The 24101-nt window shown below is 61.0% G+C and carries 26 protein-coding genes; 13 read left to right on the top strand and 13 right to left on the bottom strand.

Translation table 11 applies throughout. From position 1 onward, the window contains the following. Positions 1-66: 66 nt before the first annotated feature. Positions 67-648: a glutathione peroxidase gene (locus RLW55_RS11660; protein ID WP_423414279.1), complete on the bottom strand. Its 582-nt coding sequence runs from the start codon at positions 646-648 to the stop codon at positions 67-69. A gap of 199 nt (positions 649-847) precedes the next feature. Here RLW55_RS11660 and RLW55_RS11655 point away from each other — a divergent pair, with 199 nt between their 5' ends. The 11 genes from RLW55_RS11655 (at position 848) to RLW55_RS11605 (ending at position 10104) form a co-directional block, all read left to right on the top strand. Next, positions 848-1126 carry a hypothetical protein gene (locus tag RLW55_RS11655; RefSeq protein ID WP_414463248.1) on the top strand — a complete coding sequence of 93 codons (279 nt, stop codon included), beginning with the start codon at positions 848-850 and terminating at the stop codon, positions 1124-1126. A gap of 237 nt (positions 1127-1363) precedes the next feature. Beyond that, the gene (locus RLW55_RS11650; RefSeq protein WP_423414278.1) at positions 1364-2449 is read left to right on the top strand and encodes an HlyD family secretion protein; all 1086 of its coding nucleotides are present in this window, start codon (positions 1364-1366) and stop codon (positions 2447-2449) included. Positions 2450-2699: 250 nt separating this feature from the next. Continuing rightward, positions 2700-2915 carry a hypothetical protein gene (locus tag RLW55_RS11645; protein ID WP_423414277.1) on the top strand — a complete coding sequence of 72 codons (216 nt, stop codon included), beginning with the start codon at positions 2700-2702 and terminating at the stop codon, positions 2913-2915. A 23-nt stretch (positions 2916-2938) separates the two neighbouring features. Then, positions 2939-3358: a hypothetical protein gene (locus RLW55_RS11640; RefSeq protein ID WP_414463249.1), complete on the top strand. Its 420-nt coding sequence runs from the start codon at positions 2939-2941 to the stop codon at positions 3356-3358. 138 nt (positions 3359-3496) lie between these two features. Then, on the top strand, positions 3497-4036 hold the full coding sequence (locus RLW55_RS11635; protein ID WP_423414276.1) for a hypothetical protein: 540 nt from the start codon (positions 3497-3499) through the stop codon (positions 4034-4036). A 108-nt stretch (positions 4037-4144) separates the two neighbouring features. Then, positions 4145-5359, top strand: coding sequence for an ABC transporter permease (locus tag RLW55_RS11630; RefSeq protein ID WP_423414275.1), 1215 nt, complete (start codon positions 4145-4147; stop codon positions 5357-5359). A gap of 22 nt (positions 5360-5381) precedes the next feature. Beyond that, a complete protein-coding gene (locus RLW55_RS11625) occupies positions 5382-6122 on the top strand; it encodes an ABC transporter ATP-binding protein (RefSeq protein ID WP_013948562.1) in 741 nt (246 codons plus the stop codon). Between the two features lie 190 nt (positions 6123-6312). Further along, complete coding sequence (fabI, locus tag RLW55_RS11620; RefSeq protein ID WP_013948563.1) at positions 6313-7164, top strand: enoyl-ACP reductase FabI; 852 nt, start codon at positions 6313-6315, stop codon at positions 7162-7164. Then, complete coding sequence (locus RLW55_RS11615; RefSeq protein ID WP_409560639.1) at positions 7161-7778, top strand: histidine phosphatase family protein; 618 nt, start codon at positions 7161-7163, stop codon at positions 7776-7778. Before fabI ends, RLW55_RS11615 begins: the two co-directional genes overlap by 4 nt. Positions 7779-8294: 516 nt before the next feature. Next, the gene (gene aroC, locus RLW55_RS11610; protein WP_414463253.1) at positions 8295-9383 is read left to right on the top strand and encodes a chorismate synthase; all 1089 of its coding nucleotides are present in this window, start codon (positions 8295-8297) and stop codon (positions 9381-9383) included. 34 nt (positions 9384-9417) lie between these two features. Next, positions 9418-10104 (top strand): NAD-dependent deacylase, encoded by a 687-nt coding sequence (locus RLW55_RS11605; RefSeq protein ID WP_423416411.1) that lies wholly within the window; start codon positions 9418-9420, stop codon positions 10102-10104. Here RLW55_RS11605 and RLW55_RS11600 read toward each other — a convergent pair. The 9 genes from RLW55_RS11600 to RLW55_RS11560 all read right to left on the bottom strand — a co-directional run bounded on the left by RLW55_RS11600 (position 10101) and on the right by RLW55_RS11560 (position 19443). Next, positions 10101-11330: a class I SAM-dependent RNA methyltransferase gene (locus RLW55_RS11600; protein ID WP_423414274.1), complete on the bottom strand. Its 1230-nt coding sequence runs from the start codon at positions 11328-11330 to the stop codon at positions 10101-10103. The genes RLW55_RS11605 and RLW55_RS11600 overlap by 4 nt on opposite strands. Beyond that, positions 11323-12054, bottom strand: coding sequence for a TlyA family RNA methyltransferase (locus tag RLW55_RS11595; protein WP_423414273.1), 732 nt, complete (start codon positions 12052-12054; stop codon positions 11323-11325). Before RLW55_RS11595 ends, RLW55_RS11600 begins: the two co-directional genes overlap by 8 nt. A gap of 27 nt (positions 12055-12081) precedes the next feature. After that, positions 12082-12450 carry a DoxX family protein gene (locus RLW55_RS11590; RefSeq protein ID WP_013948569.1) on the bottom strand — a complete coding sequence of 123 codons (369 nt, stop codon included), beginning with the start codon at positions 12448-12450 and terminating at the stop codon, positions 12082-12084. Between the two features lie 46 nt (positions 12451-12496). Beyond that, positions 12497-14404: a 1-deoxy-D-xylulose-5-phosphate synthase gene (dxs, locus tag RLW55_RS11585; protein ID WP_423414272.1), complete on the bottom strand. Its 1908-nt coding sequence runs from the start codon at positions 14402-14404 to the stop codon at positions 12497-12499. 195 nt (positions 14405-14599) lie between these two features. Continuing rightward, positions 14600-14884, bottom strand: a complete 285-nt coding sequence (locus tag RLW55_RS11580; protein ID WP_409560644.1) for an exodeoxyribonuclease VII small subunit — start codon at positions 14882-14884, stop codon at positions 14600-14602. Positions 14885-14933: 49 nt separating this feature from the next. Then, a complete protein-coding gene (locus tag RLW55_RS11575) occupies positions 14934-15878 on the bottom strand; it encodes a histone deacetylase family protein (RefSeq protein ID WP_423414271.1) in 945 nt (314 codons plus the stop codon). 25 nt (positions 15879-15903) lie between these two features. Further along, entirely contained in the window at positions 15904-16788 is an 885-nt protein-coding gene (locus tag RLW55_RS11570) for an SDR family oxidoreductase (protein ID WP_414463258.1), read from the bottom strand. 115 nt (positions 16789-16903) lie between these two features. Continuing rightward, on the bottom strand, positions 16904-17677 hold the full coding sequence (locus tag RLW55_RS11565) for a crotonase/enoyl-CoA hydratase family protein (protein ID WP_423414270.1): 774 nt from the start codon (positions 17675-17677) through the stop codon (positions 16904-16906). Next, positions 17674-19443 carry an acyl-CoA dehydrogenase gene (locus tag RLW55_RS11560; RefSeq protein WP_423414269.1) on the bottom strand — a complete coding sequence of 590 codons (1770 nt, stop codon included), beginning with the start codon at positions 19441-19443 and terminating at the stop codon, positions 17674-17676. Before RLW55_RS11560 ends, RLW55_RS11565 begins: the two co-directional genes overlap by 4 nt. 81 nt (positions 19444-19524) lie before the next feature. Here RLW55_RS11560 and RLW55_RS11555 point away from each other — a divergent pair, with 81 nt between their 5' ends. Continuing rightward, complete coding sequence (locus tag RLW55_RS11555; protein WP_423414268.1) at positions 19525-20493, top strand: L-threonylcarbamoyladenylate synthase; 969 nt, start codon at positions 19525-19527, stop codon at positions 20491-20493. Here RLW55_RS11555 and RLW55_RS11550 read toward each other — a convergent pair. The 3 genes from RLW55_RS11550 to RLW55_RS11540 all read right to left on the bottom strand — a co-directional run bounded on the left by RLW55_RS11550 (position 20490) and on the right by RLW55_RS11540 (position 23527). Further along, positions 20490-20678 (bottom strand): hypothetical protein, encoded by a 189-nt coding sequence (locus tag RLW55_RS11550; protein ID WP_409560650.1) that lies wholly within the window; start codon positions 20676-20678, stop codon positions 20490-20492. The two genes, RLW55_RS11555 and RLW55_RS11550, sit on opposite strands and share 4 nt — an antisense overlap. A gap of 122 nt (positions 20679-20800) precedes the next feature. Continuing rightward, the gene (locus RLW55_RS11545) at positions 20801-22624 is read right to left on the bottom strand and encodes a Clp protease (RefSeq protein WP_423414267.1); all 1824 of its coding nucleotides are present in this window, start codon (positions 22622-22624) and stop codon (positions 20801-20803) included. Between the two features lie 216 nt (positions 22625-22840). Beyond that, positions 22841-23527, bottom strand: a complete 687-nt coding sequence (locus tag RLW55_RS11540) for an SOS response-associated peptidase (RefSeq protein ID WP_423414266.1) — start codon at positions 23525-23527, stop codon at positions 22841-22843. Between the two features lie 91 nt (positions 23528-23618). Between RLW55_RS11540 and RLW55_RS11535 the strand changes: the two genes are divergently transcribed. Continuing rightward, positions 23619-24029 carry a TIGR02301 family protein gene (locus tag RLW55_RS11535; RefSeq protein ID WP_423414265.1) on the top strand — a complete coding sequence of 137 codons (411 nt, stop codon included), beginning with the start codon at positions 23619-23621 and terminating at the stop codon, positions 24027-24029. Positions 24030-24101 lie beyond the last annotated feature (72 nt).

The following is a 24101-nucleotide window of genomic DNA, read 5'->3' as shown; positions in this document are numbered from 1 at the left end:
ACTTCCAGTTGAGAACAGGCGCGCGAGACGATCGCGCGCCTTTTTTTCATCGCTGCTGTAGCGCCGCTAGGTGACGGCCGGGACAGGCTCTGAGAGGGTCTTTTCGATCCAAGAGACCATTTCAGGAGAGGTCGGAGACAATTTCGTCGAAAATGATCTGACGAGCTGACCGTCGCGGCCGACAAGGTACTTGTGAAAATTCCACGTCGGCACGCCGCTGGGCCCCATGGCGTTTGCGGCCCATTTATAGAACGGATGCGCCTCAGGGCCGATGACGGGATGCTTCGACGCAATCGGAAACGTGACGCCGAACACGCCTTGGCAGAATGACTGGATTTCACCGTCAGCGTGCGGTTCCTGCTCGCCGAAATCATTCGAAGGCACCGCGATGACCACTAAGCCGTCATCCTCGTAGCGCTTCCAAAGCTCCTGCAATTGGGCGTATTGCTTGGTAAAGCCGCAGAACGAGGCTGAATTGACAATCAGAAGCGGTTTGCCGCGCCAGTCCGAGAGTTTCATCGGCCCGCCATCTATGCTTTTGAACTCAAAGTCGTAGGCTGAACCTTCGATCTGATTGCTGGGCGCCGTACTTTTGTTCGCGGTCATCATCGAGAAGATATTGACGCCTGTATTCCAGAGCTTTCGCACCTTTCACCTCGTGCATGCAGGGCGCTTTCGCAGCGATGTTGCGGGGGGTTTCCTTATAGTAGTCCAGGACTTGGCAGGTTCAAGGCCGGACCGCCATAACTCCTGTTCCGCCCGGGACAGCGACGCGCACCGCCCTCCCGTAGATTAGCCTCCAGTGAATGACACCAGCGCGAACGCGCACCACAAGGAGGACTTCGATATGTCGGCATTCAACAGCACACGTCAGGTTGCAGTGGCTTTCGCCATTCTGGCAGCGACGTTCGGCGCCAGCGTTTCGGCCGCGAACGCGGCGGGCAGCGCCAAGGAGTTCTTCGTGCAGGACTATCAGTTCTCGAAGCCGATGCACGGCTTTTCCGGCTATTCGAACAACTACTACTGCGATTATCAGCGGCTACCGAACCGCAAGTGCACGATCAACGCGAACGGCACTGAAAGCTGCCGCATCGTCGGCTGGACCCTACGCGAGATGTGCCAGTAGACGCCTCGCTTCCTCACAAACTTCTTCCTCCATTTTTAAAGCTCCGGCCACGCTCCGGAGCTTTTCTTTTTTGATGCCCTCCTTCCGAACGATCTGCCAGGAGATCGTCTTTCTTCGTCGCAATTTGCATGTGTTCCGATCGAAACAGCGAACCTGATGCACAGAGACTATTGCTGCTCATGACCTTTCGCCGCGACGGCGCGGCTTCGAAGGTTGGCCCTTAAGGAGGACAACGACATGAGCACCGAAGAAACCTATCGCCCCCGACGCGGCGGCTTTCTCGTAAAAACCTTTTTCTTTCTCGTCGCAGTAAGCGCCGGAGCGTTTGGCGCCATCACCGTGACGAACAGCGATTTGCTAAATGCAAAGGCGGGCGGCGATGACGTCATCAAGGCGGACAATGATAGCGCACCGCAGATCGACTGGGTGGCCGCAGCACCTGGCCGTGTCGAGCCGAAATCCGGCATCATTCGCGTCGGCGCACAGCTCGTCGGACGCATCGCCGAAGTGAACGTGAAACGGAACGACAAGGTCGAGGAAGGCGAGCTTCTGATCCGTCTCGATGATGAAGAAGCCCGCGCTCGTCTGCAAGCCGCCGAGACGGAAGCTGCATCCCGCAAGCGCGAACGTGATGCGCAGCCGCTCGATAAGGCGCGCGACGATCTTCGCACCGCAGAGGACAACGTTTTCGATGCCGAACGGGCGCTGACGAATGCACGCTTCGGGCTCGAATACGAACTACAGGCCGAGCGCCAAGGTACTGGTAGCGCGGCGCGTGTTGCCGACGCACGCGACGATCTGGCGAAAGCGAAGTCCAAGCTGCAGAAAGAGCGTTCTTCGTACGCCAAAGCCCAGTCGAAACCGGATATCCCGGCTCCGAACCGCCTTGAATCGGCACTGCAGGCTGCACGCTCGGATGTCGCTGTTGCGGAAGCCATGCTTGAAAAAACGCGCATCCGTGCACCTGTTGCGGGCACCGTTCTGCAGCTCTCTGCAAAAGTCGGCGAGATGGCGTCGCCCTCTCCTGAGCAATCGCTGGTCATGCTCGGCGATATGTCGGTCGTGCGGCTCAAGGCTGAGGTTGATGAGATCGATGTCTCGAAGATCAAGCGCGGCGGCAAGGTCACCGTGAAGAGCAACGCCTACCCCGGCAAAGAATTCGATGGCACCGTCGCCGAGCTTGCTCCGACTTTGACCTCGCCGCAGTTCTCGCTGCGCGGTGCACGCCGCCCAACCGATGTTGAAGTGCTCGAAGTCACCATCGATCTCGCGGGCAATCCGCCGCTGCTACCGGGAATGCGGGCGGACGCCTTCTTCAAGTAGCGGTTTTCGAAAGACCTGCGGCGGCTCGCTTCCTCCTTAGTGAAGGCGCCGCTGGTCCCCGATGGCGGGGAGGTGTGGGAAACGGGAATGCGGTCCCGTTCAGCACGCCTCCCCGCCGCGTTTCTTTTTGACCTACTCTGCACCTCGAAAAAATAATCCGCTTACATCCTGTTTCACCCGGAACAGCGTAAAACATGGGTTTTTCGCATCATCTCTGCATCGACCCAACCGACTGATCGAGGAGAGACAGATGTACGGAGAGATCAAGAAATTCCGCGCCGATCTCGGCGTCGGCGTCATTCGCGGCGAGGATGGACGCAGCTTCCGTTTCGCAGGCGGCGACATCCGCAATGGCATCGAAAAACTCGAAGGCCATGAAGTTCATTTCGAACTCGGCGAACGCAAAGCGCGCGACATCATCGTGCTTGCGGGCTCGCCGTGGACAGCATTCGGGAACGTCCTTTAATCGGCCTTTCGGGAGAACCACCCATGCGAGCCCATTTCGATTTATCCGATGTGCCGGTCGTCGAGGCTTCCGACCTTGCATTTGTCATCGACCTTCTTCGCGAACGCGGTCAGGGATTGGCGCTGCTGCGCGGCCTGCGAGAAGACGAGATCCGGGAGGTCGAGGATGAGATCTGGGTGGCGTTCGATGATGCGCGCAAGGGCGCGGCCCGGCTCGCCGTCGCGCTGCGCTTCCGGGCGCTGCTAACCGCCTTCTCTGGCCGGCGCCTCAAAGCGCTGTTTCTGGAGCGCGGCTTTCGGTTGCTCGCGCTTGCTGCTCAGGACGCCGCGGCGCGCCCACTGAACGTCCGGTTTGGGTTCAATACGCAGCAGATGCTGCTCGCGCTGGACGCCTCGGCAGCACGACCGCGGCAGAGTTCCCATACCCTGCCTCTCGCTGCATAAAGCAACACGCTGAAATAAAAGCAATTTCCTGGTATTCGGCCGTGTTCCTGCCGGAACAGCGACCACGCAGCCGGCGAGGCATTGTTGCGACATGGCCGGCGCGACCGGCCAGCAAGAAACCATCGTCAGGAGGCTACCATGTCCAAGATCACCTTTGCTCTCGCCGCGACGCTGCTGGCAGGGACGACGATGACAAGCGCCGCGAACGCAGATGCGGTCAGGGTCGGTTTTGGCTTTCCGCTCGGTTCGTTCGTCGCGCATTCGAACGAGACTTACAGTGGCCGCGATTATCAGCGCGTCGAGCGACCACGCTCCGCCCGTCGCGAAGTCAAGGAGAGCGCCCCTCGCAAAATCGTAAAGGTCAAGCGTCCCGCGCAATCCGACGTTGCCGAGACCGCCATCAAGCCGCCCGCGACAGCAACCGTGCAACCAGTAAAGCTCGAAGGCAGGCTGCCAGCCGATACCGTGACGACTGCCGCGGTAGAAAAGACGGCCGCCGCTACTACGACGGGGGCGATTGCATCAACCAAACTGGAAACGTCAGTGAACGGCGGAAAGGTCGCTTCGGATACTCGTGCTTCATCTGCGAAAGCGGATGCCGAAACGGCAGCAACCACACACATCTGCCGACGCTATTCGCCGGCCATCGCGGCGCTGATCGACGTCCCCTGCGACTAAGCCTGACACTGACACCGGGCGGCAGGCTGAAAGCTCTGTGCCCCGCGAAACAGCCAACCGCAACGCCATCGTTCAAAGTCTGACCAACGCCCAAGGAGGGAGCAGGTCATGGAACTCGCCGCAACAGCACCAGTCATCATGCGTAAGCCGATAGCAGCCGCACGGGAAAAACGCCCAAGCGCATTTCGCGTGCCTATGGTCGTGAAGCTCGCTTATCGCAATCTTTTTCATGATCGCCTGAGTTTCTTCGTGACCGTCGTCGGCATTCTGTTTTCGGTTGTGCTGGTCGCGGTCCAATCCGGCATCTATCTCGGATCGGCAAACAAGATCGCGACGATCATCGACGCGGCGCCGGCCGATCTTTGGATCGTGCCGCTCGGCACCAAGAGCTACGACGATCCCTCGTTTCTCGCTGGCCGCGAACGCTATCTGGCGCTCTCGGCACCCGGCGTCGAAAATTCGGAAGACATGCTGGTTTCATTCGCCCGCTGGCGCAAACCGCGAGGCGGCGAAACGACGGTCCTGCTAATTGGAACGTCAGGTGACAGCTCAAAGGCTTTGCCTGCGAACATCATCGAAGGCAGCCGCGCAGCGCTCGAAGCTCCGAATACGGTTGCGATCGATCGCAGCTACTTCAACGATCTGGGGGTCAACAGGCTCGGCGAGCACGCCGAACTCAACGGCGCGGCGGTCAAGCTTGTGGCGATCACCAAGCGCGTGCGTTCGTTCACGACGCTGCCGTTCGTCTTCACGTCCATCGACGAAGCGCGTCAGCTGTCCGGCGCCAACCAGGACCAGGCGAGCTACCAGCGCGTCACACTGCTGCCCGGCGCCGACCTCGAAACGGTGCGTAAGGAAATCGCAGTGCGCCTTCCAGACACGGAAGTTTTGACACAGGCGGAGTTCCGCACCCGCAGCCAGGACTATTGGTTGAAGCAGACCGGCGCGGGTGCCGCCCTCGATGCGGGTAAGCTCTTGGGCCTGATCGTCGGCATTGTCATTGTCGCGCAGACGCTTTATTCGAGCACGAAAGATCATATCAACGAGTTCGCCACTCTGCGCGCCTTGGGGGCCGGTGCGGGCTACATCGTCAAGGTGATTCTCATTCAAGCCGTGCTTTCAGGGCTGATCGGCTATGTGCTGGGTATGGGACTGGCGCTGACCGCCATTCATTTTGCGCAGGACACCAAGCTCACAATCATCATGACTGCGCCACTTGCCGCCCAACTTTTCGCAATAACGATCGGCATGTGCATCTTCGCCGCCATAAGCGCCATCATCAAGGTCGTCCGCATCGACCCGGCCGTCGTGTTCAGCCGCTAACCGAATTCCAGGGAGACTTAACATGACCGAGCCAAACAACAGCAAAGTCATCGTCGAAGCGGAAGGCATCGTGAAGGTGCTGGGCGCGGGAGCCGGCGAAAACAAGGTTTTGAAAGGCGTCGACCTTCAGCTGCATACCGGCGAGCTGACGCTGATGATGGGGCCGTCCGGATCCGGTAAGACCACCCTGCTCTCGATCCTCGGCTGCATCCTGTCACCCACACAGGGCAAGCTGTCGATCTCCGGCATGGATACGCGGAACATGAACAAGGAGCAGCTTGCCAATCTGCGGCGCAAGCATGTCGGCTTCGTGTTCCAGTCCTATAATCTCGTGCCGACGCTCTCGGCCGTCGAAAATGTCATGCTGGCGTTGGACCTGCGCGACCTCAACGGTCCCGACGCGCGCCGCCAGGCGGTCGAAGCGCTCGAAGCGGTTGGCCTTGGCCACCGCATCAACGCCATGCCGGCCAAAATGTCGGGCGGAGAGAAGCAGCGCGTTTCGATTGCCAGAGCGCTCGCCGGTTCCCCCTCGGTCATTCTGGCCGACGAACCGACGGCGGCGCTCGATGCCCAGAACGGCATGGCCGTCATGGAATTGCTGGCAGCCGTGGCACAGGATACCGGGCGGGCCGTTTTGGCCGTTACCCACGACCACCGGACGCTGCAATACGCCGATCGTATCATCACCATCGACGACGGCCGGATTGCAGGGTCTGAGCGGCCAAAGGTTGCAAATGCCCCCGTTCGGGTGGCGGTGGGATAACCCCCGCCAAAAAGGCTGTAATGACGGCCTTTTCGGGCGCACGCATGGACGGGCTAGTCCTTAATGGCCGTCCCTCGGGCCAATGGCCGCGCACGCTCCCTCTCCGGGCATCTGGACCGGAAGGGGCATTTGTGTAGGATGCGCCCAAACTCACCAATCCCAAATTGGAATAACTAAGGAAATAGCGCCCATGGCGGGGCCTCAAGCGAACACGTCCATTTCCCCAGGCACTTTGATGGCCGGAAAACGGGGGCTCATCATGGGCGTCGCAAACAATCGATCGATCGCCTGGGGCATCGCGAAAGCCTGCGCGGCCCAGGGCGCAGAAATTGCCCTCACCTATCAAGGGGATGCGCTGAAGAAGCGGGTCGAGCCGCTAGCGGCGGAGCTTGGCGCCAAGTCGGTTCTCCACTGCGATGTGACCGATGCGGCCTCGATGGACAGCGTTTTCGCGTCCCTCGAAAAGAGCTGGGGCAGCCTGGATTTTCTCGTCCATGCCATCGCCTACTCGGACAAAAACGAGCTCGACGGCCGGTACGTCGATACGACGGAGAAAAACTTCACGCAGAGCCTGATGATCTCCTGTTATTCGTTCACGGCCCTCGCCCAGCGCGCCGAGAAGCTGATGCCGAACGGCGGTTCACTGATCACGCTCAGCTACTACGGCGCCGAAAAGGTAATGCCGCACTATAACGTGATGGGCGTTGCCAAGGCCGCGCTCGAGGCGAGCGTGCGCTATCTGGCGTCCGACCTTGGCCGCAACGGCATCCGCGTCAACGCGATCTCTGCCGGCCCAATCAAGACGCTGGCTGCGTCGGGCATCGCGGATTTCCGCTATATCCTGAAGTGGAACGAGTATAACTCGGCGCTCCGCCGCAACGTCACGATCGACGACGTCGGCAACGCCGGGCTCTATCTCCTTTCGGACCTGTCGCGCGGCGTGACCGGCGAAATTCATCATGTCGATAGCGGCTATCACGTGCAGGGCATGAAGAACGAGGAAGCGCCCGACATTTCGGTCGTCAAGAGCGACGAAGCGTGAGTGGTGGGGCGGCAACGACCGCGTCGTTGAAGCCCGGACTCACGCTCTATCTCATTCGTCACGGCGAGACGGACTGGAACCGGGAGGCGCGCTACCAAGGGCAGCGCGACATTCCCTTGAACGATACTGGCAGGGCACAGGCGCGTCGCCACGGCGGCGTGCTGAAAACGCTGATGCCGGCAATCGCCGAATTCGATTTCGTCGCCAGCCCGCTGCAACGGGCCATCGAGACGATGCGCTTGATCCGAGAAGGCCTTGGCCTCGACCCGGACGGCTTTCGCATTATGCCGGACATTGCTGAACTCAGCTACGGACAGTGGGAAGGCGAACTCGCGGGCGAGCTACCGCTTAAAGATCCCCAGGGCGTCGCCGCCAAAGCCGCTGATCCCTACGGCTGGCGGCCAAATGGCGGCGAGAGCTATCACGACCTTGAGGTCCGCGTTTCTAAATGGCTCGTAACCCTGGACCAAAATACGGTTGCCGTCGGACATGGCGGCGTCAGCCGCGTCGCGCGCGGCGCTCTGCTCGGAATCGACAGAACTCTCGTGCCATTCCTTGAAGTGCCCCAGGATAAGATTTTGAAGCTCGCCGACGCCAAGATGCGGTGGCTGTGAGGGCTGTAATGCCATCAGAGCAAAAGAGCCGGAGATGCGGCTCTCCGGCTCTTCGGCACTCGATAAGGAGTGCATGCTGAAAGCCCCCTCGACCCGGGGCTCAATCCGAGAGGAATGGGCTTTTATGAGCCGACAGAGACGTTCGCCCTGGAATGGATGAGACATGGCATACGGCGCAGTCGTTCGAATGAGCGACCTGTCCGTACCGCCTTCGCAACATGCGATCCTGCGATGCGCCGCGGGCTGCTTTCGGGCAGCGGATGCGGGCTCGGCCGAGTTGCCGGTCAAATACGGACTCACACCTGCCTCGTCCCATCGTCAGGGCGACGGAACTGCCGACGAACGCAGTACTTCGTCGAGTTAATCTGCGTCGCGGAAGGTTGTCACGCGGCTTTGGCCGCGATGCGCTCTTGCCGCCACCCCGCCAGCCACCTAAGAAGAGCGGTGACGCAGCCCGGCAACAATCGTTGCAGAGCCATCCAGCGCCCATCGGGCCAATTCCGCATATTTCAGGCAATGTCTCACAACACTTTCGGACATCTGTTTCGCGTGACGACCTGGGGCGAAAGCCACGGCCCGGCTATCGGCGCCGTCGTCGACGGCTGCCCGCCGGGCATCGCACTCGAAGCCAGTGAGATCCAGGCCTATCTGGATAAGCGCAAGCCCGGCCAGTCGCGCTTCACGACCCAACGGCAGGAGGCCGACTCCGTCAAAATCCTGTCGGGTGTATTCGCCGATGCTGCCGGCAAACAGGTGACGACTGGAACGCCCATCGCGCTCGAAATCGAAAATACCGATCAGCGCTCGAAGGACTACGGCGAGATCAAGGACAAGTTCCGTCCTGGCCACGCCGACTTCACCTACGACGCCAAGTACGGCATTCGCGACTATCGCGGCGGCGGGCGGTCGTCGGCGCGCGAAACGGCGTCGCGTGTAGCCGCTGGCGCCGTAGCGCGGAAGGTCATCCCTGGCGTCAAGATTCGCGGCGCGCTGGTGCAAATCGGGCAGATCAAAATCGATCGCGGCAACTGGGATTGGGACGAGGTCGGCAACAATCCGTTCTTCTCTCCGGATAAGCAGGCGGCAGAGCACTGGGCCGACTATCTCGACCAGGTGCGTAAGGCCGGTTCGTCCGTCGGGGCCATTATCGAAGTTGTAGCGGAAGGCGTGCCGGCAGGCTGGGGCGCGCCGCTCTACGGCAAGCTCGATCAGGACCTCGCCAGCGCGATGATGTCGATCAACGCCGTCAAGGGCGTCGAGATCGGCGAAGGCATGGCAGCTGCCGAGCTAACGGGCGAGCAGAATGCGGACGAAATCCGCATCGGCAACGACGGTGCACCGGATTTCCTGTCGAACCACGCGGGCGGGATTCTTGGCGGCATTTCGACCGGCCAGCCGATCGTCTGCCGTTTCGCGGTTAAGCCGACATCTTCGATTTTAACGCCGCGCCGGACGATTGACCGTCAAGGCCATGAGACGGAACTCATCACAAAGGGTCGCCACGATCCGTGCGTCGGCATTCGCGCCGTACCGGTGGGCGAAGCGATGATGGCGATTGTGCTCGCGGACCATTTCCTGCGGCATCGCGGCCAAATCGGCGGGTAATTTCGAGGGCCGACCCATCGCGCAGCATCCAAAGATCGTCATTTTGACTGGCGCGGGACTGTCGGCCGAAAGCGGCGTCCCGACGTTTCGTGATCCAATCGGCATGTGGGCGAAATACGATTGGCGCGACGTCGCCACGCCCGACGGTTTTCAACGCGATCCGGCACTCGTGCTGAATTTCTATAATGCGCGGCGGCGCGCTCATCACGGCATCAAGCCAAATGCTGCGCACATCGCTTTGGCGCGTCTCGAAGCCGAGCATGGCGGCGTGACCGTCGTTACGCAGAATATCGATGCCCTGCATGAAGCCGCCGGATCGAGTTCCCTCATTCATATGCACGGCGAGCTGTTCAAGGCGCTGTGCACGTTCTGCAAGCATCGGGTCCCGTGGCAGGGCGATTTGCTGGTCGATACGTCGTGCCCCTATTGCGGGCTGCCGGGCGGAATGCGGCCGGACGTCGTCTGGTTTGGCGAGATGCCCTATCAGATGGGGCGGATCACGGGGCTTCTTGGAGAGGCTGATCTTTTCCTGTCGATTGGCACTAGCGGGCACGTCTATCCGGCGGCCGGGTTCGTGGCGGAAGCGCGTGAGCACGGCGCGCGCACGGTGGAACTCAACCTCGAACCGTCGGAGGGTGCGAGCCAATTCGACGAAGCCATCTACGGTCATGCGACCGAGATCGTTCCGGCCTTCGTCGATCGTATTCTGGCCGGCCGCTAACGGCGAAAGACCGCGACGACCTCAACGTGTGTGGAATAAATGAACTGATCAACCGGCGTAACGGATTCAATCTTATAGCCGCCATCCACGAGATGGCGCGCGTCGCGTGCGAGCGTCGCGGGATTGCAGGACACCGCAATAACAGTCTTCACCTTTGAGCGCGCCAAGCGCTGCGACTGCGCTTCGGCCCCGGCACGTGGCGGATCGAAAACGATAGCATCGTGCTCATTGAGCTCCAGCGGCGATAGCGGATCGCGGAAGAGATCACGAACAACGGCGCTAATTGGCTTTAGCCCAGATGTTTTTTTTGCGCCGTCGCCCAGTGCCGTCACCGCGGCCTTGCTGCCGTCGAACGCGGAGACGCGGGCCTTCGCTGCTATCGGAAACGTGAAGGCGCCGAGGCCGCAGAAGAGATCGGCAACCTTTTTCATCTTTCCGAGCGCAGCGACGATGCGGTGAGCAATTTCGATCTCGGCGGCTTCAACGGCTTGAACGAATACGGCCGGTGGCAACGGAACTTCCACGGAGCTGAATGACAGGAAGGGGGGTAGCGTTTCGACGACGACATCGCCGGCCACGACGAGACGTGCGAGTCCCATCGCGCTCGCCGCGGACGCAAGTCCGGTTCGGATTTCCGGCGACAGTTTGCGTTCCGTGCCATCGACTTCGACATCTAGGCCAGACCTCGTGAGCGTGATCGTGACGCGCGCCTCACCGCGTTTCGGCAGCAGCGGCGCGATCAGTTTTCCTACAGCCGGCAATGCCGCAACGATCTTCGGTTCAAGCACCGGACATTCTTCGATGGCCACGAGATCGTGAGAGGCGGCCTCGTGGAAGCCAAGCTCGACGCCAAACTGCGAACGGATCGCCTTGAGCGCCGCACGGCGACGGCGCCCGGCGGTGCGCTGCAATTGATCGACCTCGGGTTCGAGGCCGCGCGCTTGAAAGGCGTTGACGACGAGATCGCGTTTCCATGCCGCGTAACTGTCCGACGCCAAATGCTGCACGCTGCAACCGCCGCATTTGCCGAAATGTTTGCAGACCGGAGCGATGCGTTCGGCGCTCGGTTCGAGCACACGCAGGAGGCGCCCGCGCTCGCCTTCGACTTCGGCTTCGATGCGTTCTCGCGGCAGCGCCAACGGTACGAAGACCATCCGGCCATCGACTTCGGCGATGCCATCGCCTTGCGCGCCGAGACGACTGATGACGAATTCACGCTCAGCCATCGTAGCGCGCTCCGAGCAGGAACTCGGCGTTGCCGGAGCCACCGAGAATGGGCGATGGCATATCGCCAACGACCGTCCAGCCTGGCTGCGCGGCGAACCATTCGCGGACGCTGGTCAGCGCGCCCAGACGCGCGGCTTCATCGCGTACGATGCCGCCGCTGCCGACGTTATCGCGGCCGACTTCGAACTGCGGCTTTACGAGGATCACAGCCCAAGCTCCACGTGAAGCGAACGGCAAAACAGTGCCCAAAACCTTCGTGACGGATATGAAGCTGACATCGACCACGACGGCGGAAACGCTCTCTGTTATTTCGTTTGGCGTCAGCGCACGTGCATCGATATTTTCGAGTGAAACGACGCGTAGATCATCTTTCAAGCGCGCGTGCAGCTGACTGGTGCCGACGTCGACGGCATAAACGCGCCGTGCCCCCCGTTCCAGAAGCACCTCGGTGAAGCCCCCGGTCGAAGCGCCGATATCGAGCGCAGTGCGCCCCGTCGGATCGAACCCGAAATGTGCAAGCGCTGCTGCCAGTTTTTCTGCGCCGCGCGAAACATAACCCGGCGCTTCCGCTGCAACAGCGACGGCGAGATCGCCTTTCACGTCGTAGGCTGGCTTGTTGCACACGGTGCCACCAACCGAGACGAACCCGCGCTTGATCAGATCCTGAGCGCGGGCGCGCGACGGCGCTAATCCGCGGTTCACGAGCATCTGATCCAGGCGCATCACTGGGCCATCAGTCAAACGCCAGCGTCAGTCAGGCCGGATGGCGTAACGGCCTGAGCCATTCGCGAACAGGAGAAGAAAGCCGCCTGCCATGCAGACGTTCTTCATGAAGTTCGTCATCTGGGCTTGGTCGGCGAAGTTGCTGTGAAAGACGGCCGCGGCTGCCAAGCAAAACGCGGCGAGCGCCAAACCGGCATAACGAGAGAAGACACCTAACAGCACGGCAAGGCCGCCGATGACCTCAAGTGCGATGACGAGCGGCAGCAGGTTGCCAGGCAAGCCGTGCGATTCCATGTACGCCTGGGTCTGCGCGTAGCCCGAAACCTTGTTGATCCCTGCTGTGACGAAAATGGCGGACAGAAGTACCCGTGCGGCCAAGCTGACGAGCGCGTGCATGTTTGTTCTCCCGAACGGCGAGCTGGTTAACGCGCAGATGTGCGCGTCATGCCCGCTCGCTTAGCATGTCTGCGCGGCCAAGGGCAGCAAAGACCGTCTCGACGATGCCTGAGGCATTAAGCCGTGCGGCTTCGTACATGGCTTCGGGTTTGCCATGGTCGATGAAGACATCGGGCAAAACTTTGGGACGGACGCGAAGGCCGCGATCCAGCAAGCCCGCGTTCGAGAGAAACTGCAGAACGTGGCTGCCGAAGCCGCCGATGGAACCTTCTTCCACGGTCACCAGGACTTCGTGATTGGTCGCGAGGTCGCGAATGAGGCCCTCGTCCAGCGGTTTTGCAAAGCGTGCGTCGGCGACGGTCGTGGACAGGCCGAAGCTCGCGAGCTGATCGGCCGCCTTCAGACACTCCGCGAGCCGGGTGCCAAGTGAAAGCAACGCGACCTTCGAGCCTTGCCGCACGATACGGCCCTTGCCGATTTCGAGCGGAATGCCTTCGGCCGGAAGCTCTACGCCGACGCCCTCGCCGCGCGGATAGCGTAGCGCGCTCGGGCGATCGTCGATCTGTGCCTGGGTCGCGACCATGTGGACGAGTTCGGCTTCGTCGGCCGCCGCCATGATGACGAAATCCGGAAGGCAGGCGAGATAGGCGACGTCGAACGATCCGGCATGCGTTGCGCCGTCGGCGCCGACGAGACCAGCGCGGTCAATCGCGAAGCGGACCGGCAGCTTCTGAATCGCGACGTCGTGCACGACTTGATCGTAAGCGCGCTGCAGGAAGGTCGAGTAGATTGCCGTGAAAGGCTTATAACCCTCCGCCGCGAGTCCTGCCGCGAACGTGACGGCATGCTGCTCAGCGATGCCGACATCGAACGTGCGATCGGGAAATTCCTTGCCAAAATAGTCAAGCCCCGTACCGGACGGCATCGCGGCGGTAATCGCGACGACGCGCTTATCCTTTCGCGCTTCAGCAATCAGGCTGTCGGCGAACACCTTCGTGTAGCTCGGCGCATTCGGCTTCGGCTTGTCCTGTGCGCCCGTCACAACGTTGAACTTATTCACGCCGTGATATTTATCGGGCGACGCTTCGGCTGGTGCGTAGCCCTTGCCCTTCTGCGTGACGACGTGGACGAGGATCGGCCCCTGCTCCAGATCACGGACGTTCTTCAGAACGGGCAAAAGCTGCTCGAAGTTGTGACCGTCGATTGGGCCGACGTAATAAAAGCCGAGTTCTTCGAACCAAGCGCCGCCCTGCCACAGATGACGCGTATATTCTTCAACGCGCGCGGCGCGGCGTTCCCACGCCTTCGGAAGCATCTTGGCGAGCTGCTTGGCGTAGTCGCGAAGGTGGACGTAAGTACCGCTCGACGTCACACGTGCGAGATACGCCGAGAGCGCGCCAGTCGGCGGCGCAATCGACATATCGTTGTCGTTAAGGACGACGATCAAGCGTTCGTTGCGGGCACCGGCATTGTTGATCGCTTCATAGGCCATGCCTGCGCTCATCGCGCCATCACCGATGACGGCGATGACGTTGTTCGATTTGCCGGTCAGGTCGCGCGCAACGGCCATGCCGAGCGCTGCGGAAATGGATGTGGACGAGTGCCCGGCGCCGAACGGATCGTAGACGCTCTCCTCGCGATTGGTGAACCCCGCCAAACCGCCGGGCTGGCGCAAGGTGCGAATCCGGTCGCGGCGGCCGGTCAAAATTTTATGGGGATAAGCCTGATGGCCGACGTCCCAGATCAGACGATCGTCCGGGGTGTTGAAGACCCAATGCAACGCCACGGTCAATTCGATGACGCCAAGGCCCGCACCAAGATGGCCGCCCGTTACCGAAACGGCGTCAATCATCTCGTCGCGAAGCTCGGCCGCAAGCCGAGGCAGCTGATCTTCCGACAACTGACGCAGTTCGTGCGGCGTCGCAATTTTATCGAGTAATGGTGTCTTGCTCACAATAAAACCTTGATGCGGCGATCGGCATTAGACCTAAAGCGCCCGAGACAGGCCGTGCGAAAGGGACGCTAGCATGCATTTGGGCTATCTTCGATCCCCCAAAGAGCGCTGCTATGGACCGGATGTAATGCGCCCGCGTGCCGCAGACGTTTAAAAAACCAGTTGACGGCCGAACCGCCAAAGCGGAATGACGCCTCAAAATGGCGCATCGCCGTTCTTGTCGAGTGGGGCAGTGCCTGACGGCGTGCCGTCAGCGCCGAGCGTCAACTTTTCGACCTTGGCCTCGGCTGCTTTCAGCAGTCTGTCGCAATGATCGCGCAATGCTTCGCCGCGCTCATAAATTTCAATGCTTTCTTCAAGCTCGACGTCGCCGCGTTCAAGCTTGCCGACAATGACCTCCAGCTCCTTCAAGGCGCGTTCGAAGGTCATCTCCTTGATGTCAGCAAAGCTTTTTGCCGGAGCCGGTTTGGTCGTCGTCATAATCGTCCTGCTTTCGTGGCGCAAACGGGCGGATGTACCGAAATTCCGCTCAGACGTCTGCGTCCAGCAATGCCTTTACGTGGGCGGCGGTCGATAGGGCAAGCCCCTTCAGATCGTACCCGCCTTCGAGCATCGACACGATTCGCCCTTTTGCATGGCGCCGCGCCATCTCTGCGAGCGCTTCAGTCGCCCAGCGAAAATCCTCCTCGACAAGTTCGAGCCCGGCAAGCGGATCGCGCTGATGCGCATCGAAGCCTGCAGAGATCAGCAGCACATCGGGGCTGAAATTGTGGAGAGGCGTCAGAATGCGGCTGCGGAACGCCTCTTCGAATGCCTCGCGCCCGTCGCCGGAGCGCAGCGGCGCGTTGAATATATTGCCGACGCCGGTCTCGTTCAATGCACCCGTACCGGGGAAGAGCGGCATCTGATGCGTCGAGCCGTAGAACAGGTCTTTATCGGACCAGAAAATTTCCTGCGTACCGTTGCCGTGGTGGACGTCGAAATCGACGACGGCGACACGCTCGGCGCCGTACTTCGCGCGAGCATAATGCGCTGCGATCGCGATGTTATTGAAAAAACAGAAGCCCATCGCGCGATTGCTCTCGGCGTGATGGCCGGGCGGACGGACCTGACAGAAGGCGTTCGTGACTTTGCCTTCCATGACGAGATCGACGGCATCGAGACCGGCGCCGACGGCGCGGCGCGCGGCCTCCCAGGTGCCGGCAGACGCGACGGTATCGGAATCGACATGGCGCGCCCCGCCATCAATATGCTCGATAGCGGCTGTCACGTTAGCGAGGTGCGCTGGCCCGTGCGTCATTGCGATATAGGTTTTGTCATCCTCACGCAGCGGCGCGTCGCGATGAAAAAGCTCGTTGAAGACTGCAGCAGAAAGCGCCATGTCGATCGCCCGCATCCGGTCCGGCCGCTCGGGATGATGCTCGCCGGTATCGTGTTCCAGAAAAGCCGGATGGGTGATCAGGACCGTCGTCATTTATCGCGAGGGTGGCTCTGAAGCGTTATGAGGTCAATTCCGAAAGTCGCGCGATCTGCACGCCAGGCGGCGGTTTGCTGTCTGCAGGAACGAAGAAGTCCGGCGCCAGCGGCACCGACTTGTCGATGCGATAGGATCCAAAGTCTGTGACGCCGCCCACATCATAAAGAAACGTATCGTCGATCAGAAAGTTTCCGGTGAATGTCTTCGCCGGTTGGTTAAAAACAAGGTGGGCCGCGTCGGCCACGATTTCTGGCGTCCGGCTCATGCGCATTAGCTTATCGCCGCCTAGAATATTCTGCACGGCAGCCGTAGCAATGGTCGTACGCGGCCAGAGAGCATTGACGGCAATGCCATTGGGCTTCAATTCGTCGGCGAGACCGAGCACGCAAAGGCTCATACCGTACTTGGCAATCGAATACGCGACGTGGCCCGAGAACCATTTGGGATGCATATCGAGCGGCGGCGACAATGCGAGAATGTGCGGATTCTCGGCGCGCTTCAGATGCGGCAGGCAGATCTTCGAGGTCAGAAACGTTCCGCGCGTGTTCACTGCGAACATCAGATCGAACCGCTTAAGCTCGGTCTTTTCAATCGGCGTCAGCGATATGGCGCTGGCGTTATTGACGCAAATGTCGATGCCGCCGAAACGTTCAACCGTTAGCGCGACGGCGCGTTCGACATCCCCTTCGTTGCGAATATCGCATTCGAGCGCGAGCGCCGAGCCGCCCTCCGCTTCGATCTCTTTTGCGGCCGAATGAATCGTACCTTCGAGCTTGGGATTGGGGTCGACCGTCTTGGCCGCGATGGCAATGTTGGCGCCGTCGCGGGCCGCTCTTTTCGCGATGGCCAATCCGATACCGCGGCTCGCGCCCGTAATGAAGAGAGTCTTGCCCTTGAGTGCCGCCATGCCACTGCTCTCATTCCGACGCCAGACCGGGGGTAGCCTAATCTCTTGGCGGACCCTAGGTAAGGGGTGACTTCGATTGCTTAAACAGTAAAGACTGAGGCTCGGGATTTCCGAATTATACGGGTTTGCGGAAATTCGGCGGGCGTTTCTCGAAAAAGGCCGTGAAAGCTTCGACGGCTTCCGGCGAGCGCAGGCGTTCGCGGAAGGCCGCAACCTCGTCGTCCATGCGGGCAAGAATTATCTCCGGGTCGCCACGCATCAGGCGGCGCGCAACGGCTAGCGCTTCCGGCGGTTTGGCGGAGAGCCGCTTGGCGGCGGCGAGCGCGGTGGCTTCAAGATCGCTTGCAGGCACGATGGCGTTGACGAAACCGGCAGCGAGCGCATCGTCGGCTGACAACGGATCGCCGAGCGCCAACATGGCGAAGGCCCGCGTGTAGCCCATGCGGGCCGGCATCAGCAGGCTTGAGGCGGCTTCAGGCACCACACCGAGATCAAGAAACGGAGTGGCGAACGTCGCGTCCGGCGCGGCGTAGACAAGATCGCAATGGAACAGCAGCGTCGTGCCGATGCCGATGGCGTTGCCGTCGACGGCGGCGATCAGCGGCTTCTTGACGACTGGCAACAGGCGGATGAAGCGCAAGACTTTCTTGTCGAGCCCACCGGTGCCGCGTGCGGTGGCAAGAAAGTCGCCGATGTCATTGCCGGCCGTAAACACGCCGCCCGAGCCGGTGAGAATGTGCGCGGCAATCGTATCGTCCGCGTCTCCCGCTTCGATGGCATCGGCTAGCGCGCCGTACATGGCGCCGGTCAGCGCGTTTTTCTTCTCAGGTCGAGCGATGCGGAGAATCTGGACGGGGCCATCGCGCCAGATTGCGATTTCTGCTGTCATGCGAACACCGCTCCATGCGCATCGACCAGCACGGCATCTGCGCCGTGTTGCACGGCATCAGACAGACCGCGGGCTTCGGTCAGAATATTTTCGGCGAAGAACCGCGCGATTACGATGTAGGGCGATGCAGCGTCTTTCGCGAGGGCACCCTTCGCGAGGTATGTGCCGCCCGTGACGAGGCTCATGAGCCGCAGATAGGGCGTCGCCGACGCCAGCGCCTTTTCTTGATTACCGGGAAGCATTTGCGCCATCCAGAGGGTGGCCGTTTGAAGTGCACTCAAGCCTTCCATCAAGCGTTCCGTCATGTGACCGAACTCGCCGCGTTTTGCAGCGCGCACGGCGGCGATAATGGCGCCGAGTTCACCGAGCAGGCTCGTCATCGCAGAGCCGCCGTCGAGCGTCAGCTTGCGCGTGACGAGGTCGATGGCCTGGATGCCGTTCGTGCCTTCGTAGATCGGCAGGATTCGCGCATCCCGCAGGAATTGCGCAGCCCCCGTCTCTTCGACGAAGCCCATGCCGCCATGCACTTGAACGCCGAGAGAAGCAACCTCGTTGGCAATATCGGTAGAGAAGGCTTTTGCGAGCGGCGTCAGCAGAGCGGCGCGATTGCGGGCTGCGACACGTTCTTTTTCAACTGTCGCGCGATGGGCGACGTCGAGTTCCTTGGCCGTCGCGTAACAGAGCATGCGGGCGGCCTGCGTCAGAGATTTCATCGTCAGCAGCATGCGGCGCACGTCGGCGTGCTCGATGATCGGGCTCATGCTGCCGGGATCTTTGGCCGCGAAACTTTTGCCCTGAAAACGTTCCTTGGCGTAGGTGACTGCATGCTGCGTCGCGCTTTCCGCAACGCCCACGCCTTGCGCGCCGACACCGAGCCGGGCGGCGTTCATCATCACGAACATGTTTGCCAGGCCGCGGTTTTCTTCGCCGACCAGATATCCGATCGCACCGCCGTTCTCGCCGAACTTCATTACACAGGTTGGGCTCGCCATGATGCCGAGCTTATGTTCGACACCGGCACAGATGACGTCGTTGCGCTCGCCGAGCGAACCGTCATCGCCGACGAGATATTTAGGCACGAGAAACAGCGAGATGCCGCGCGTTCCGGGCGGCGCGTCCGGCAGGCGCGCGAGGACGAGATGGATGATATTCTCAGCCATCCCATGCTCACCCCAGGTGATGAAAATCTTTGTGCCGGTGATGCGGTACGTACCATCGCCTTGCGGCACCGCACGCGTCGAGAGCGGGCTCAGATCGGAGCCCGCGTGCGGCTCGGTCAGGTTCATGGTGCCGGTCCATTCGCCCGCCACCATTTTGGGGAGATATTTCGCTTTCAGAGCCTCGCTGCCGCCCGCTTCGATGGCATGAATGGCACCCTGCGTCAGAAGCGGGCAGAGACCGAAAGACACATTCGCAGCGTTCCAAATTTCGCCGACAGGTGTGGCAGCGATTTCGGGCAAATCCTGGCCGCCGTATGCCTCCGAGCATGGCAGCGTGCTCCAGCCGCCCGCGACGAATGCCTGATAGGCCTCGGCGAAGCCCGGAGGGGTTGTCACCTTTCCGTCAATGAGCTTGGAGCCGATACGGTCGCCTATTGCGTTCAAAGGTGCTAGGACCTCGGCGCCGAAATTTCCTGCCTCTTGGATGACGGCGATTATCGTCTCGCGGTCAAGCCCCGGATAGAGGCCGCGAGCGCCCATATCGCTGAGGCCCGCCACCGTCTCGAGGGCAAAGACAATGTCGTCTAAGGGAGCCTGATAGGTCATGGATCGTCTCTCGGTGCCGTTCGGTTTTGCATCAGGACACTAAGCCGAACGAAAGTACAAGCAAACCAGGTGACATACCAAATGCTGGGCAGGATCGTACCCGCCAACAAAGAATGGATTGCCGAAGCCGGACAAATGATCCGAGCGGGTGCGCTCGTCGCATTTCCGACTGAAACCGTCTACGGACTCGGTGCCGACGCGACCAATGGTGAAGCGGTCGCTCGCATTTTCGAAGCCAAGGGCCGGCCGATTTTCAATCCGCTTATCGTACATGTTCTCGGACTGGAGCAGGCACTCATCATCGGCGTGCTTTCGCCTGCTGCGCGTCGTCTGATAGAGGCGTTCTGGCCCGGTCCTTTGACGCTCGTGGTGCCGCGCACCGAGACGACGGACGTCAGTCAGCTCGTCTCGGCAGGACTTCCGACCGTTGCACTGCGGTCTCCTGATCATCCGGTTGCACGCGCGCTTCTCGCGGAAGCCCATCGTCCGCTGGCGGCCCCGTCCGCCAATCGCTCGGGGCACGTCAGCGCGACACGCGCCGAGCATGTTGCGGCCGACATCGGCGGCAAGGCCGCGCTCATTCTTGATGACGGCCCGACGAAACTCGGGCTCGAGTCAACGGTGGTCAGTCTTGTCGACGGTGCACCGGTGCTGTTGCGTCCCGGCGCCATCCCCGCGGAAGCAATCGAAGAAGTTATCGGAGAGCGCCTGCTACGGCGCGAAGAAGCAGGCGATCATCTCACGTCACCGGGGCAGCTTGCGAGCCACTATGCGCCACGCACGCGTTTGCGTCTGAATGCCTATGAGTGGAAACCGAGCGAAGCAGTGATGGCGTTCGGTGCGATCTCGGAGCAACCGGCACGCGCCTTCGTCAACATCAGCGAGGGCGGCGACTTGATCGAGGCGGCGGCAAATCTTTTTGCGACGCTGCGTACGCTCGATGCCTCCGGGGCGGACTCCATCGCGGTGACACCTATTCCTCAGAAGGGCCTCGGCGAAGCTATCAACGACCGGTTGCGGCGGGCGGCAGCGCCTCGTGAGCAGCCCTAGAGGCTGCTGACCATCACAACGATCTTATTGACGAGCGGTGCGAGGATCGGGCTTTGCGCCACGAACCCGTTGAATGCGTCCTGCACCGACCCCAAAGCATGCACGATGGAGGGAATGGCAGCGTAGATGCCGCCATATAGCAATGCCGTGCTGATTCCGTTCGTGATCAGGTACCGACGCAACATTCCTGCCCCCCAAACAAAGCCGGTTAACGCTTCGTTAATGAGAGCACGCGGGTGCCGCCAGGCTCAAGGCCTTTAATCAAAGCATGGTGAATACGTGTTCCAGAATGGGACGAAGGATGCTGTTAGGCCTTCGTTTGCTCGACGACCTTGAGGCGATGCTGATCCGTCTCGATTTTCGCCTTCGTCGAGGGCCAGCTGGCGCTGATCCAATCGTCGGTGCCGAACAGCCAGTACATGAACCGATGACGGCGATGATACCGCTCGATGATGAACTTGTTCATCTGGTCCATGTGCGTGTTCAACGCGCTCAGGGTCTCAGCCGGAAGCGCGGTATCGCGGTCGATCTCACCGAGCCGGTTCATGATGGCCGCGACGTCGCTTGCGGAATCGGTGCGCCATTGATCCATCGCGCCGGCGAGCGTGTGCTGGTTCTGATTGACCTTGAGAAGCGCTTCATGAACCTCGGTGAGGTCCTGCGTGTAGGCTTGATGCTTAGCCGCGGCCGTTTCGATCTCGGCAGCGATCGCGCTTTCGGCACCCTTCACCCGTTCCGACAGATTGGTGAGAAGCTCGGTCAGCGAGCCTGAGTGCGTATCCACCTTGCCGGAAAGGCCGTCGAACTTATCCGATAGACCGGCGACGTTCCCCGTCAGGCTTTCAAGGTTTCCTGCAAGGCTCGCGACGTTGCCCGACAGGCCTTCGATGTTGCCCCACAGTCCGTGGATGCGGTCGATGCCGCCGATGATTTCATCGGTTCGTCCATCGCCCGTCGGCGTCGCGAGGACTTGGCCGACGCCGTCTTCGAGGCGGGACAGGCGATCGCCCAATTCGACGAAGCCGCTCTGATGGCTACCGAGGACCGCCTCTTCGATGATGTCGAGGCGATCGCTGATTGGCTTCAAATCAACGGCCTGACGAATGTCTTCGAGCGCGGTGCCGCCTTCTGTCTGGATAGGGCGTTGCTTTATCGCCTCTTCCAGTTCCTGCAGCCGCGTCGAAAGCACCGACCACGACTGCGACATCTCCTGAAGGCGAAGCTCAAGCGCGGCTTCGATGTCGCCGAGTTTTGCGACGAGCCCTGACGTGTCAACGGCGGCGACGGGACCGGCGGCGCCCCCTTCGCGAAACGCAGATTCGAGCGAGCCGATCCGGTCGATCAGCAGTGCGTGGGTGCGGCCCTGATCGTCTTGGTGGGCGACGGTATCGCGCGCGAAGTCCCGTACAAGGCTCGCGATGGCGTGCCGCTCGTTGGAGAGATCCTGCCCCAGCGCCCGCACAGCTTGTTCGAGCGATTCAATGCGAGAATTCTGCAGCGCATCTGTTTGAGTGCCGAGATATTCGTTGCGATAAAGGGGACGCCCGTAATCGACCGCATAACGCGGTGGCGCCGCATAGCGGGGCTCAGGGCGCGTCAGCGGCGGCAATGGTTCGGCGCGCGCGACAAAGCGCAAAAGCAGTTCCGAGGCGCCGAATTCGCCGCGGTGATCGAAGAGGACTTGTAAAAGGTCGTCGACCGATACCGCCGTGTTGCGACGTGCTGCGAGCGCAACTGAAAACTTCAGCACTTCCGCCAAATCTTCCGAGCGGCGCGGGGAAACCGGGCCACTTCCCGGCATCGCCGGAATATCGCCCGCGATGATCGCCGCCGTCTCGCGTTTCAGGGCGACGACGCGGATGCCATGTGTTTCTAGGGCTGCCGCAGCGGCATCAAGGCGCGTCATGGCATTCAAGAGATGTTCGACGCGAACCTCTCCGGCGCGATGCGCTGCGGCGATGTCATAGGCTTGATTGAAGCAGGCAAGAACGGTGTCATCGACCAGCACAGGACCGGCAAGAAGCGACCCGCGCTTACCGTTCGACAGTGCCGCATCGGCCGGCAGAATGACCTCGCTTGGTGTCCAGGTCTGCGACGTCCTGAGATCGAGATCCTCGCCGTGATACGCCATGTCGTCGTCTCCCCTCTGTCGCTCCGCGCCGTCCGTCGCCGCGCGCCTCGCAAACCCAAACACCCCAACCAAGTCGAAGCTATGTACCTGCCTATGTCGGCAAGGTCTTGACTTTTAAGACAGCATTTAGGTTAGCGCCGTTTCATTTCGGGGGCGAGTCGCAAGCGGCAGATACACAGCAATTCCCTCCCAATCCGTTGCCAAGAAGGCCTGCTCTTAAAGTAGCGGACCAAAGGCCGCCGGTGTCTGAAGGTCGGGGCCTTCGGCGCGAACATCATTAAGTGCGGGGTTGACGGGCGTGATGGTGAGGAGCCCGGCGGCGAAAGGCTTCATCAGGTCGAGGATATGCTCAGCCGTGCCCGAGCGGCAGTCGAGCCAGCGCTCAAAGTTTTCTGGCGTGATGATCACAGGCATGCGGTCATGGATCGGCGCCATATCAGCGTTTGCAGCGGTCGTCAGGATCGTCACCGTCTCGATCTCGCTGCCGTCGGCACCGAGCCAGTCTTCCCACAACCCGGCCAAGACAAAAAGATCTTGGTCTTTCAAACGGATAAGATGCGGCCGCCGCGCCGATCGCTTGCCGCTCCACTCGTAGAAGCCGGTCGCTGGAATGAGACAGCGGCGATGGCGCAGCGCGCCGCGAAAGGCTGGTTTTTCGGCAGCCGTCTCAGCACGGGCGTTGATCAATGGCGCACGCAACGCCGCCGGGTCGCGTACCCATGACGGGATCAGACCCCAGCGCACCAGCCGAAGCTCGGGGACGCCCTTGAGATCGTTGCGTGCAATCAGAACGGGTTGCGTCGGCGCGATGTTGTAGCGTGGCGGGAAATCGTCAACGGCCGGTGCATCGAAGAATGCGCGCACAGCTTCCGGTGAAGATATCAGACTGTAGCGCGCACACACGAAGGGCCGTCCTTTTGATGCCTTATGATTCCGGACTATAAGCGTTGACGGATTCGCCGCCAGGGACGGCTTTGATTGAGCGAACCTCAACGTGTTGGACGCCCGCGTGAAACGCCACTGCCGCAAGCTCTGCCAATACCTTGTTATGCTGATGCTGGCGCTGCCAGCAGCCGGCGGGCAAGCATTTGCAGCATCCGACAGCAAGCCCTATGACGACCGCCTGATGCGGCTTTCCGAAATTCTTGGCGCCATTCACTATCTTCGCGAACTCTGCGGTGCCAACGAAGGCCAATACTGGCGCGACCGCATGCATGACTTGATGAATGCCGAAGGCTCGACGGCGCTGCGACGCGCGAAACTCACGCGTGCCTTCAACCAGGGGTATCGCAGCTACAGCCGAACCTACAATACCTGCAGCCCGTCGGCACAAACGGCCATCACGCGATTTCTGTCGGAAGGGTCTGAGCTTTCGGATGGGATGCTGAAGGCTTTCCCCAACTAAAAGGTCAGCGGGGCCGGTCGCGAGAGGCGCATATCGTTTCTCGCCGGTTTACTGTGAATAGTGGCAGCTACG

Source organism: Hyphomicrobium sp. B1, from assembly GCF_049532635.1.
Lineage (GTDB): Bacteria > Pseudomonadota > Alphaproteobacteria > Rhizobiales > Hyphomicrobiaceae > Hyphomicrobium_B.
Note: the sequence above shows the minus strand (reverse complement) of the source record. Positions and strands in the feature narration are given on the sequence as shown.